The organism is Actimicrobium sp. CCC2.4, assembly GCF_034347385.1.
Lineage (GTDB): Bacteria > Pseudomonadota > Gammaproteobacteria > Burkholderiales > Burkholderiaceae_D > Actimicrobium.
The window spans coordinates 3,794,978-3,807,248 of record NZ_CP133777.1 but is presented as its reverse complement, the minus strand read 5'-3'; the positions used below and the strand labels follow the sequence as shown (position 1 = coordinate 3,807,248).

Here is a 12,271-nt window from a genome sequence, read left to right as displayed (position 1 = left end):
CCAGCTTCCTCAGAGTGCGACCGACTGCATCATCCGGGCGATCAGATCGCGACTGGCCAGCGCCGCTCCGCCGGCTGATTTCAGTGGTCGCAGCCGATGCGCCGCCACCGGCACCAGCACGGCTTGCACGTCTTCGGGAATGACGTGATTGCGGCCTTCGAGTGCGGCCCAGGCGCGCGCGGCCTGCACCAGCGCGATGGCAGCGCGCGGACTCAGGCCTTCGTGGAACAGGCCATTCTGGCGCGATGCCAGTACCAGCGCATGGACATAGTCGATCAGCTTGTCGGAGGTATGGATGTTGGCCAGCCCGGCTCGTGCGGCCAGCAGTTCGGCCGGCTGCATCGCTGCGCTCAGTGCTTTCAGCAGGCTGCGTCTGTCCTCACCCATCAGCAGCGCACGCTCGGCGGCAGCGTCCGGATAACCGAGCGACAGGCACATCAGGAAGCGATCAAGCTGGGATTCCGGCAGCGGGAAAGTACCAATCTGGTGGGACGGATTTTGTGTGGCGATCACAAAAAACGGCTGCGGCAGTGCGCGCGTGACGCCGTCGGCGGTGACCTGTCGTTCTTCCATGGCTTCGAGCAGTGCGGACTGAGTTTTCGGGGTGGCACGGTTGATCTCGTCGCCCAGCAACACTTGCGTGAAGATCGGCCCCGGGTGGAATACGAAACCGCTGCTTTCGCGGTCGAAGATAGAGACGCCGACCACATCGGCCGGCATCAGGTCGCTGGTAAATTGCACACGATTAAATTGCATACCCAGCGAAATCGCCAGCGCGTGGGCCAGCGTGGTCTTGCCGACCCCCGGCACGTCCTCGATCAACAGATGACCACCCGCCAGCAGGCAGACCAGCGCCTGACGCACCTGAAGTTCCTTGCCAACGACGATCTGGTTAATCTGTTTTGCTGCAGCGTGAACGGTTGAATACATGAGTAGGGTCAGAGAATAGTCGGGTGGACATACTTGTGTGCAGCAATCTTGGTTACACTTGGCCGATTCTATTCGAGAACGCCGGGCATTGCCCGACAGAACATGTTTGTTGGCGCGATGCCAATCACCGTCAAGGCCCCATGAGCACAGGCTTCTTTACCCATTCCGATTGCAAGCGCCATGATATGGGATCGTGGCATCCCGAGTCGCCCGCGCGGCTGCAAGCTATCGAAGATCAGCTGATCGCCAGTCGCATCAGCGATTTGTTGCAGCACCACGAAGCGCCGTTGGCGACCCTCGCGATGCTGGCCAGCGTGCACAGCGCCGAGGCCATTGCGCTGGTGGCCGACCATGTGCCGGCCGATAGTCCCGATGTCGATCCGCACTATCCGATCGATCCCGATACTTCGCTCAATGCGCACAGCATGACCGCAGCATTGCGTGCTGCCGGCGCGGCGGTGGCGGCAACCGATGCGGTAATGGCGGGCGAACTGGATAACGCTTTCTGCTCGATCCGCCCGCCCGGTCATCACGCCACGCCAAGTGCACCGATGGGCTTCTGCCTGTTTAACAATGTCGCGATCGCTGCGCGCCGTGCCATCGAATTCCATGGCTTGCAGCGGGTCGCGATTATCGACTTTGATGTTCATCACGGAAACGGTACGCATGATGCCTTTCGCGATGATCCGCGCGTGCTGATGGTGAGTTTTTTTCAGGATGCGCTGTATCCGTTTGTCGAGGATCCGGGCAGCAAGCCTGGATTGCACAACATGGTCAACGTCGGTGTGCCGGCCTTCAGTGGCGGCGAGATCGTACGTCAGGTAGTCGCCGATAAATGGTTGCCGGCACTGCATGCGCATCAGCCGCAAATGCTCTTCATCTCGGCCGGTTTCGATGCCCACCGCGAAGATGATCTGGGCCAGATGGGTTTGCTCGAAGACGACTATGCCTGGATCACGAAACAGGTGATGCTGATCGCCCGGCAGTACGCGCACGGCCGCATCGTCAGTTGCCTTGAAGGAGGGTACAACCTGTCGGCGCTCGGGCGCAGCGTGGTCGCCCATCTGAAGGTGCTGGCGGAAATCGATTAAGCCTGATTGAACGGTCCGGTTCAAGGCAGGCAGCGGGTAGAATAGCGTCCTCTTTTCCCAGGATCGAATCGTCAATGTCCATACAATGGTACCCAGGTCACATGAATGCCGCCCGCAAGAAGGCGGCCGAAGCCATGGAGAAGGTCGACATGGTGATCGAGGTGCTGGACGCCCGTTTGCCACAGGCCAGCTGCAACCCGATGATCGAGACGCTGCGCGCTGACCGCCAGCGGCCTTGTCTGAAAATCCTCAACAAGAGCGACATCGCCGATCCTGCCGCGACGGCCGCATGGATTGCGTATTACAACCGCCAGCCTGACGTGCATGCGGTGGCCCTGAGCTGCAAGCTGCCATCCGATGTCGCCAAGATCCCGGCGCTGTGCCTGAAGATCGCACCGCATCGCGGCACGCCGCTCAAGCCATTGCGCATCATGATCATGGGCATTCCGAACGTTGGCAAATCCACGCTGATGAATGCGCTGCTCAAAAAGCGCGTGGCCAAGGTCGGCGATGAGCCGGCCGTGACCAAGATGCAGCAACGGCTTTATCTCGGTAACAACATGGTCCTGACCGACACGCCCGGCATGCTGTGGCCGAAGATCCAGCATCCGAGCGATGGCCTGATGCTGGCCGCCAGCCATGCGATCGGCAGCAACGCGCTGATCGAAGAAGAGGTGGCGACCTTCCTCGGCGATGCACTGTTGGTGCGGTATCCGGAAATGCTGGCGGCGCGTTACGGCGTCAAGCCGGAAGGCATGGATGGTGTCGGGATAGTCGAAGCGGTCGCGCTGCGGCGCGGCTTCAAGCTCAAGGGCAAGGGCGTCGATCTGGAAAAAGCGGCGCACACCTTGCTGCAGGATTATCGCAGTGGCGCACTGGGTCGGATTTCGCTGGAGACACCCGAAACACGTGCGGTGCTGCTGGCCGAGTACCAGGCGGCGCAGGAAGCCAAGGCGGCGGCGAAGGCGGCGTTGGTGGAGCCGGTGTCGGATAATTATCGGAATTGAGGGGGGGGGCTAGTCGAGGGCCCAAGGGTTGACCGTGTCGACCAATCCCGAAAAGTCTTTGACGTTTCGTGTCACCAGAGTCAGATCATGTTCCAGCGCAGTCGCAGCGAGCAGGCTATCAATGGCAGGAAGAGTGCGACCCGCGCGGCCGACTAAACGGCCCCAGCGATCGGCCACTGCCTCGTCTATGTACAGAATGCGTCCTGAAAAGTAGTGCGGCAGATCCGTTTCCAGCCAATCCAGTAACACCAATTTTTTTGGCGTCTCTTGCATCGACTCAATTCCTTTGCGGATTTCTCCCAAGGTCAGCACGCTCAAATACAGTGTATTTGGTGGTCTTCCTGCTAACCAGGTGACAACCGACGGAGCGGGTATTTTTCGGCTTAGTTCCGAGATGACATTGGTGTCTATCAGGTAACTCACAACGCCACATCACGCGTGGGGCTGCGATCCCGTTCAAACTCAATCTCCTCCGTTCCGAACAAGGGCGAGTTGCGTATAAAGTCAGCCAGGGATTCGTTTTTTCCAGAAAGCTGGTCATACATTTCTCGTGAAATGACAACCGCTACGGATCGGCCCCGCATCGTAATTTCTTGCGGGCCATCATCACGTGCGCGTTGGACCACTTCCGACATATGTTCTTTTGCTTGTTGCATTTTCCATGATTTCATGATGACGATCCCGTGCTGGCTAATGTGATTCGAGTGTAGTTCCACATGAATAAATGCTCAAGGACCGATAGCCCATGCATCGTCGTTTCGGCACCAGCCATCGAATCGCACAATAAAAAAGCCTGCAAGGTGGCCACCTTGCAGGCTTTTTAATTTCTTGCGTGGCAGCTTGGCGTCAGTTGCAACGCCATCCTGCCGGCCGACATTACATCATGCCGTCCATACCACCCATGCCGCCCATGCCACCCATGCCGCCGCCCATGCCGCCGGCTGGCTTGTCTTCAGCCAGTTCGCAGACCATGCAGTCGGTCGTCAGCATCAGTGACGCGATCGAGGCGGCATTTTGCAGAGCCGAACGGGTGACTTTGGCCGGATCCAGAACACCCATTTCGACCATGTCGCCGTAGGTGCCGTTGGCGGCGTTGTAACCGAAGTTACCCGTGCCTTCGAGGACGCGTGCAACGACGACGGAAGCTTCTTCGCCGGCGTTTTGCACGATCATGCGCAGTGGCTCTTCCATCGCGCGCAGGACGATCTTGATACCGGCGTCCTGGTCAGCGTTGTCGCCTTTGACCTTGATGTTGGCACGAGCGCGCAGCAGGGCAACGCCGCCGCCGGGAACAATGCCTTCTTCCACCGCAGCGCGGGTAGCGTGCAGTGCATCTTCGACGCGGGCTTTCTTTTCTTTCATTTCGACTTCGGTGGCAGCGCCAACCTTGATCACTGCAACACCGCCGGCCAGTTTGGCCACGCGCTCTTGCAGCTTTTCACGGTCGTAGTCCGAGGTCGCTTCTTCGATCTGGACACGCACTTGCTTGACGCGCGCTTCGATCGCAACAGCCTGGCCGGCGCCGTCGATGATGGTGGTGTTTTCCTTGCCGATTTCGATACGCTTGGCTTGGCCCAGATCTTCCAGCGTGATCTTTTCCAGTGTCAGGCCGACTTCTTCAGCGATGACTTGACCACCGGTCAGAATAGCGATGTCTTCGAGCATGGCTTTACGACGATCGCCAAAACCCGGAGCCTTGACAGCACAGGTCTTCAGGATGCCGCGGATGTTGTTGACAACCAAGGTTGCCAGCGCTTCGCCTTCGATGTCTTCTGCGATGATCAGCAGTGGACGGCCGGCCTTGGCGACTTGTTCCAGCACCGGAAGAAGGTCACGGATATTGGAGATTTTTTTGTCGCACAACAGGATGAACGGATTGTCCAGCGTCGCGGTTTGCTTTTCCGGATTGTTGATGAAGTACGGTGACAGGTAGCCGCGGTCGAACTGCATACCTTCGACGATGTCGAGTTCGTCATTCAGGGATTTGCCGTCTTCAACAGTGATGACGCCTTCCTTGCCGACTTTTTCCATCGCTTCAGCGATACGCTCGCCGATCGAGTAGTCCGAGTTCGCCGAGATCGCGCCAACCTGGGCGATTTCTTTGGTCGTGGTGCATGGCTTGGCGATTTTGGCCAGCTCTTCGACGGTGGCTGCAACAGCCTTGTCGATGCCGCGCTTGAGGTCCATCGGGTTCATGCCTGCGGCAACGAACTTCATGCCTTCGCGGACAATCGCTTGTGCCAGCACGGTGGCGGTGGTGGTGCCGTCGCCGGCGTTATCGCTGGTGCGGGAAGCAACTTCCTTGACCATTTGCGCGCCCATGTTCATGAGCTTGTCTTTGAGTTCGATTTCCTTGGCGACCGAGACACCATCCTTGGTCACGGTCGGGGCGCCGAACGAGCGCTCCAGCACAACGTTACGGCCTTTAGGGCCCAGGGTGACCTTGACTGCGTTGGCCAGGATATTGACGCCTTCGACCATGCGTGCACGGGCGGCGTCGCCGAAAATAACTTCTTTAGCTGCCATGTTTATAGCTCCTTGAATTCAGTTGGAATTGCGCCGTAGCGGGCTCGCCGCACGGCGCAGGACGCACGTGGCCGGTCATGATGAACGGCCAGCGGCATCACTTTTGAACGATTGCCATGATGTCTTCTTCGCGCATGACCAGCAGTTCGTCGCCGGCGATCTTGACTGCCTGGCCCGAATATTTGCCGAACAAAACGCGGTCGCCGACTTTGACATCCAGCGGACGGACTTTGCCATCTTCGAGAATCTTGCCGTTACCGACGGCGAGTACTTCGCCTTGGTCCGGTTTTTCAGCAGCTGCTTCAGGAATGATGAGGCCGGACGCAGTTTTTGTTTCCTGGTCGAGGCGTTTGACGATGACGCGATCGTGCAAAGGACGAAGGTTCATGAAAACTCCTTAAAGTTCAGTAGGTTACGATTGTTTTGCGGCAAGACTGCTGCAAAGATGACTTCGCTGCGCAGCATTACCGCACCAGAAAAGTGGCACGCCGGAGGAGCTGTTAGCACTCTCTCCCGACGAGTGCTAAGTATATGGGCGACATGCTTGTTTTTCAAGCGCGGTCGGTGAGAAAGAGTGATCGGCAATTGCTGCCGGCCTCGCCACCGGAGTGCGCGCGCGGCGTCAGTCATCGCATAGAAACAAGGCATGACCGGCTTGTGTCAGGCCCTGTCCTGTTTTTGTGCTGATTCGGGCAGCCGATTGTCCCTGGGTCCGACAGGCTCCTGACTTTCGGTGCGGATAACACCGCAGCGCGGACGGTCGCCTTGCAAAGATCGGGATGTCTTCAGGTCAGAATGCAAAAAGGCTGGTCACGGATAGTTGTCCGGGACCAGCCTGCAGCGCTAACTTTTACGTCACATCACACCAGAACGATCTTCACATCCACATTGCCGCGGGTAGCGTTCGAGTAAGGGCAAACTTCATGTGCCTTGTCGACCAGCGTCTGCGCAGCGGCCTTGTCCATGCCGGGGATGCTGATATTGAGCGTCACGGCGATGCCGAAGCCGCCCTTGTCGTTCGGACCGATGCCGACTTCGGCGTGGATCGAGGTATCTGCGGGAACGGTGACCTTGGTGGCATTGCCGACGAATTTCATGGCACCGATGAAGCAGGCCGAATAACCGGCTGCGAACAACTGCTCTGGATTGGTGCCGTCGCCGCCGGCGCCGCCCATTTCTTTCGGTGTGCTCAGCTTCAGGTCGATATGCTTGTCGCTGCTGATCGAACGGCCTTCACGACCGCCGGTAGAGGTTGCTTCTGCGGTATAGATGATTTGCATGGTTTTTCCAATAGTGAAAAGAGAGGCATCGGGATCGATGGCGTGCCTGAGTCTAACTCACAATTAGATTGCGTGCAATTTAATTGCTTGCAATTTAAATTGCTACTCGTTGCTGTTGATCAAGCCATCCCGGACCTGCAGCAATTGCGAACGCATGCCGATCAGCGTGGTCGGTGTTTTGCCGCTGGCGCAGACGACTTGCTGCGGTATGCCCTGGGCTTTGCGTTTGAGCAGGCGTCCTTCGCGGGACAAAGTGATGCGAACCTGGCGCTCGTCAATATCGTCACGCGTGCGGATGACTAGTGCTAATGCTTCGAGTCGTTTGAGTAGCGGTGTCAGCGTGCCTGAGTCGAGGAAGAGTTTTTCGCCGATGTGCTTGACCAGTACATCGTCTTTTTGCCAGAGCACCAGCATCACCAGGTATTGCGGATAAGTGATGCCGAGTTTTTCAAGGAAGGGTTTGTAGGTTTTGGTCATCGCCAGTGAGGCAGAGTACAGCGCGAAGCAAAACTGGTTATCCAGTGCCAGCATATCGTCAGCGGCGAGTGGAGCGGAGTGCATAGGGTTTCCTTGATCAGACGGCGAGTGGCGCATGGGATAATCGGGGCTTATATTTATCTGTCGAGATGGTTGCAATGCTATGCGAATTCTGATGAGACTCCAAGTCGTGCTGCTTACTTTGTTGCTTGCAGGTACGGTACACGCGGGATTGCCGGCACCGGTCGCGGCAGCCTTCAAGCGTGCAGGAATCGCGCCTTCGGGTATCGGTATCGAGGTCATCGAGATAACGAGTGGTCGTAACGTGCTCAGCCTCAATCCCGGGCTGCCCCTCAATCCGGCCTCGACAATGAAGTTGCTGACGACCAGCGCGGCGCTTGATTTGCTTGGTCCGACCTACAGCTTTACTACCGAAGCTTACCGGCGTGGCACGCTCCAAAGTGGGCTGCTGCAGGGCGATCTGATCTTGCGCGGCAGCGGCGACCCCAAACTTGTCATCGAAAACTTCTGGCTATTTTTGCGCAAAATACGGGCTCAGGGCGTGCGTGATATCCGCGGCAACCTGGTGCTCGATCGCAGCGCTTTTGATGACACGGTGATCGATCCTGCGCTGTTTGATGGTGATCCGCTGAAGGCCTACAACGTTGGTCCCGATGCGCTGCTGCTTAATTTTTATGCACTGGCAGTGAGCTTCATGCCGGACCGCGCGCAAGGTGTGGTGAAGGTCAGGCTGGATCCGGCGCTGGGCGCTTATGCGATACGTCCGCCCCAACTGACCAGCGGCGAATGCACAGGCGACTGGCGCACGGCGATCAGTGCCACGCTCGATCCTGCCGGTGCCCGTTTCGATGGCCCGTATGCGCTCGGTTGCGGCGAAAAATCCTGGCAACTATCGCCGTATCAGCTGAGCAGGAACCGTTATCTGGAACTGGTTTTCCGCCAGCTCTGGACCGAATTGGGTGGCACGTTCGAAGGCAGCGTCGTCGATGGTGTGCTGACGACAGATGCCGTGGCCCTTGCGCAATGGGAATCGCCGACCATGCCCGAGCTGATCCGGGACGTCAATAAGTACAGCAACAATGTGATGGCGCGCCAGTTGTTCCTGACGCTGGGTAGCACGGTGCAGCTGCAGCCGGCCAGCATCGCAGCCAGTCGCAGTGCCATCGCGGGCTGGCTTGCCACCAGGCAGATCGATGCGACCGGCCTGGTGCTGGAAAATGGTGCCGGCCTGTCGCGGCTCGAACGGATTTCGGCGCACACGCTGGGCGCATTGCTGATGGCCGCTTACCGCGCACCGACGATGCCGGAATTCGTCTCGTCACTGCCGCTGGTCGGCTACGACGGCACGATGCGCAAGCGCTTGCGTTTCGAGGGCGTGTCCGGCCATGCCCACATCAAGACCGGCAGCCTGCAGGATGTGCGCAGCATCGCCGGCTATGTGCAAGCGGCCTCCGGCAAACAGTTTGCGGTGGTCTGCCTGATCAATGATCCGAATGCCGCGCGCGGTGGCGAAGCGCAGGACGCACTGCTGCAATGGGTCTACGAAAACAAATAAAAGTCGTACCGGAACGCGGTTCCGGCATTTGCCTGCACGGCGTCGTGGCGTGTGTTATTTTTGTCCACCCATCGTTCACCACCCTTCGGAGCCACCATGCCAACCGCTACCTGGAACGGCGCAGTTATTGCGCAAGCCGATTCTGCCGCCATCGAACTGGTCGAGGGCACGACCTATTTCCCGCTTGCTGCCGTCCATCAGCAGTATCTGGCGCCGAGTGACAAGCACACCGTCTGCGGCTGGAAAGGCACGGCCAGTTATTACGACGTCGTCGTCGACGGCAAGGTCAATGCCGATGCTGCGTGGTTCTATCCGGAGCCCAAGGACGCGGCCAAACAGATCGCCGGCTACGTCGCCTTCTGGCGCGGTGTACAGGTCTCGGCGTGATCCGGCCGCTCGGCCACGCGGTCGTGCTGGCGTCGGTCATGTCGATGCAGGGTGCCCTCGCGCAGCAGTGCCCGGGCGGCTCGCCGATGACCTACCCGGTCAGCAAAACTGTCGATCAGGTCGATGACTATCACGGCGTCAAAGTGGCCGATCCGTATCGCTGGCTGGAAGACGGTAACAGCGCCGCCACGCACGACTGGATTGCTGCGCAAAACCAGTTGACGCAATCCTATCTGGCACAGATCCCGGCCCGCAGCGCCATCAGGGAGCGGCTGACGACACTCTGGAATTACGAGCGGTTCAGTGTGCCGTTCCGCGAGGGCGGTCGCTATTTCATCAGCCGCAACGATGGACTGCAAAGTCAGGCGGTGCTCTACACGATGGCCGGGCTGGAAGCCACGCCGCGTCTGCTGCTCGATCCAAACACGTTGTCCGCAGACGGAACGGTCGCGCTCGCGGGCATGGCAGTCAGTCCGGATGGCCGCTATCTGGCCTACGGTACGGCCGCCTCCGGATCGGACTGGAATAGCTGGAAGATCCGCGATATCGATAGCGGCAAGGACCTGGCCGACGAATTGCAATGGGTGAAGTTTTCCGGCGCGTCGTGGAGCAAGGATGGCAAGGGATTTTTCTATAGCCGGTACGATGCGCCTGACGAAGCGACCAAGCTGGCTGAGACGAATTATTTTCAGAAGCTTTATTACCATCAGCTCGGTACGCTACAAAGCGCCGATGTACTGGTCTACGACCGTCCCGATCACAAGGACTGGGGTTTCGGTGGCACCGTCACCGACGATGGCAAGTACCTGATCATCACCGTCTGGCAGGGCACCGAGCGCAAGTCGCGGGTCTATTACAAGGATCTGGCCGATGACAAGAATCCGGTCGTGCCCTTGCTCGATGCTTTCGATGCGGCATATAGCTTCATCGACAACAACGGCGCGGTCTTCCTGTTTCGCACCGACAAGGACGCGCCGCGCAGCCGCATCGTCGCCATCGATATCGCCAAGCCAGCTGTCGCCGAGTGGAAAGAGCTGGTACCGGAAGCGCCCGAGACTCTGCTGTCGGCCAACCTTGTCGGCAACCGGTTGGTCGGCAGCTACCTGCAGGACGCCCACAGCCGGATCAAGGTGTTCGATCTGAATGGCCGCTTTCTGCACAACGTCGGCTTGCCCGGCCTCGGCACCGCGTCCGGTTTTGGCGGCAAGCGCGATGAGGCGGCAACTTATTATTCGTACACCGGCTTCACTACGCCGACCACGATCTACCGCTACGACATCGCCAGCGATACCAGCGGCGTGATCCGTCAGCCGAAGGTGGCGTTCGACCCGGGTGCGTACGAGACGCGCCAGGTTTTTTATCGCAGCAAGGATGGCACGCGCGTACCGATGTTCATCGTCAACCGCAAGGGCATCAAGCTCGATGGCAGCAACCCGACCTATTTGTATGGCTACGGCGGTTTCAATGTTTCGCTGACACCGGTATTTTCAGTGGCTAATCTGGCGTGGATGGAAATGGGCGGCGTCTATGCGGTGCCCAACTTGCGCGGTGGCGGCGAGTACGGCGAAAGCTGGCACCAGGCCGGCACCAAATTACAGAAGCAAAATGTGTTCGATGATTTCATCGGCGCGGCTGAATGGCTGATCGCCAACAAGGTCACATCGACGCCGAAACTGGCTATCGGTGGTGGCAGCAATGGTGGCTTGCTGGTCGGGGCGGCGCTGACGCAGCGACCGGAATTGTTTGGTGCGGCACTGCCGGCAGTCGGCGTGATGGACATGCTGCGCTTTCACAAGTTCACCATCGGCTGGGCCTGGACTGCAGACTATGGCTCGTCCGACGATGCCGCGCAGTTCGCGGCGTTGCGGGCGTATTCGCCGCTGCATAATCTGCGCGCCGGCACCTGCTATCCGGCAACGCTGGTGACCACCGCCGACCATGATGACCGGGTCGTACCGGCGCACAGCTTCAAGTTCGCCGCGGCGGAACAGGCTGCGCAGGCAGGACCGGCACCGGTGCTGATCCGCATCGAGACCAAGGCCGGCCACGGTGCCGGCAAACCGACCGGCAAACAGATCGAGGAAGTTGCTGACCGGTGGGGTTTTCTGACCCGGGTGCTGGAGATGGTGCCGCTCAAACCCTGAAGTGCAGACATGAAAAAAGCCGGATCGCAATCCGGCTTCCAGTGTTTTGCGAGCGGTCAGCTCAGCTTGGTTCAAACGTCGACTTGTCATCACGGCGGCGGCTAATGAACGCGACCATGCCCACTCCCAGCAGCATCATCGCCAGAGAACCCGGCTCCGGTACGGCGCTGACCGAGACCGCATCCAGATAGGAACCGTAGCTGATTTGCGAGGCGGGTCCCGTAGAGGCGAACGACAGGAACGAGCTGCTGCTGTTGGCCAGCACCGAGTAGGAATAAGACTGCCAGCCCGAGTTGAATGGGGCTGAAACGGCACCGACAATATTGCCATTCCAGAGCACGTTCATCGAGCTCGACTCACTGGAAGTCTGGTCAGGCCGCCCCGAATACAAAAAGCTCAGTGCGTACAGGCCATTGGCCGTGGTCTGCAGGGTCTGTCCGATGGTCGTCAGCTTGGCACCATTGAGTTCCAGATATTGCATGCCATCGACGGCAGCGTTGAAGTTGCTTTGTCCGCCAAAATTACTGCCGCGCTGGATTTCGAAGTTGTCCGAGGAAGTCCACCCGGTGACCGTTGACAATGAGGTCCACGGCGCGCTGATCTGTTCGGTCTCGAAGCTGCCGTTGGTGACGATATTGACCGCTGCCTGCGAACCCATGCTGATCAGTGCCAGCACTGCACCTGTTGCGAGAGTCTGAAATGTCATGATGTTGCTCCGAGAAGTAGTGCTCCGAAAGACCAAATGGTATTTTCGTAAGACCCGATGGCGATGTTGCAACACCATCAACTGCGGATGGTAGTACAAAGGTTCCATCCATTTCCGGAGTTATCAAAAGTTCACATTTTGTGCAAT

At 58.7% G+C, this 12,271-nt stretch carries 13 protein-coding genes; 5 read left to right on the top strand and 8 right to left on the bottom strand.

Translation table 11 applies throughout. The annotated features are described in order from the left end of the window. Positions 1 to 9: 9 nt before the first annotated feature. Entirely contained in the window at positions 10 to 930 is a 921-nt protein-coding gene (locus RHM62_RS17505) for a MoxR family ATPase (RefSeq protein ID WP_322123320.1), read from the bottom strand. Positions 931 to 1,070: 140 nt separating this feature from the next. Here RHM62_RS17505 and RHM62_RS17500 point away from each other — a divergent pair, with 140 nt between their 5' ends. Both RHM62_RS17500 and ylqF read left to right on the top strand, forming a co-directional pair. After that, entirely contained in the window at positions 1,071 to 2,021 is a 951-nt protein-coding gene (locus tag RHM62_RS17500) for a histone deacetylase family protein (protein ID WP_322123319.1), read from the top strand. Between the two features lie 74 nt (positions 2,022 to 2,095). Then, positions 2,096 to 3,028: a ribosome biogenesis GTPase YlqF gene (ylqF, locus tag RHM62_RS17495; RefSeq protein ID WP_083822929.1), complete on the top strand. Its 933-nt coding sequence runs from the start codon at positions 2,096 to 2,098 to the stop codon at positions 3,026 to 3,028. Positions 3,029 to 3,037: 9 nt separating this feature from the next. On the opposite strand, the gene RHM62_RS17490 is transcribed toward ylqF, so the two are convergent. From RHM62_RS17490 to RHM62_RS17465, 6 genes are all read right to left on the bottom strand, one after another. Continuing rightward, the gene (locus tag RHM62_RS17490; RefSeq protein WP_322123318.1) at positions 3,038 to 3,451 is read right to left on the bottom strand and encodes a type II toxin-antitoxin system VapC family toxin; all 414 of its coding nucleotides are present in this window, start codon (positions 3,449 to 3,451) and stop codon (positions 3,038 to 3,040) included. Then, on the bottom strand, positions 3,448 to 3,699 hold the full coding sequence (locus tag RHM62_RS17485; RefSeq protein ID WP_322123317.1) for a type II toxin-antitoxin system Phd/YefM family antitoxin: 252 nt from the start codon (positions 3,697 to 3,699) through the stop codon (positions 3,448 to 3,450). Before RHM62_RS17485 ends, RHM62_RS17490 begins: the two co-directional genes overlap by 4 nt. Before the next feature lie 205 nt (positions 3,700 to 3,904). Further along, a complete protein-coding gene (groL, locus tag RHM62_RS17480; protein WP_322123316.1) occupies positions 3,905 to 5,554 on the bottom strand; it encodes a chaperonin GroEL in 1,650 nt (549 codons plus the stop codon). A gap of 97 nt (positions 5,555 to 5,651) precedes the next feature. Then, positions 5,652 to 5,942 (bottom strand): co-chaperone GroES, encoded by a 291-nt coding sequence (locus tag RHM62_RS17475; RefSeq protein ID WP_009666956.1) that lies wholly within the window; start codon positions 5,940 to 5,942, stop codon positions 5,652 to 5,654. Between the two features lie 472 nt (positions 5,943 to 6,414). After that, entirely contained in the window at positions 6,415 to 6,834 is a 420-nt protein-coding gene (locus RHM62_RS17470) for an organic hydroperoxide resistance protein (RefSeq protein ID WP_322123315.1), read from the bottom strand. 102 nt (positions 6,835 to 6,936) lie between these two features. Then, a complete protein-coding gene (locus RHM62_RS17465; protein ID WP_322123314.1) occupies positions 6,937 to 7,395 on the bottom strand; it encodes a MarR family transcriptional regulator in 459 nt (152 codons plus the stop codon). Between the two features lie 91 nt (positions 7,396 to 7,486). On the opposite strand from RHM62_RS17465, the gene dacB reads away from it, so the two are divergent. From dacB to RHM62_RS17450, 3 genes are all read left to right on the top strand, one after another. Next, complete coding sequence (dacB, locus tag RHM62_RS17460; protein ID WP_322123313.1) at positions 7,487 to 8,887, top strand: D-alanyl-D-alanine carboxypeptidase/D-alanyl-D-alanine-endopeptidase; 1,401 nt, start codon at positions 7,487 to 7,489, stop codon at positions 8,885 to 8,887. A gap of 96 nt (positions 8,888 to 8,983) precedes the next feature. Beyond that, positions 8,984 to 9,274, top strand: coding sequence for a DUF427 domain-containing protein (locus tag RHM62_RS17455; protein ID WP_322123312.1), 291 nt, complete (start codon positions 8,984 to 8,986; stop codon positions 9,272 to 9,274). Between the two features lie 38 nt (positions 9,275 to 9,312). Next, on the top strand, positions 9,313 to 11,418 hold the full coding sequence (locus tag RHM62_RS17450; protein WP_322125437.1) for a prolyl oligopeptidase family serine peptidase: 2,106 nt from the start codon (positions 9,313 to 9,315) through the stop codon (positions 11,416 to 11,418). A gap of 61 nt (positions 11,419 to 11,479) precedes the next feature. On the opposite strand, the gene RHM62_RS17445 is transcribed toward RHM62_RS17450, so the two are convergent. Beyond that, entirely contained in the window at positions 11,480 to 12,124 is a 645-nt protein-coding gene (locus RHM62_RS17445) for a DUF642 domain-containing protein (RefSeq protein WP_322123311.1), read from the bottom strand. Between the last annotated feature and the right edge of the window lie 147 nt (positions 12,125 to 12,271).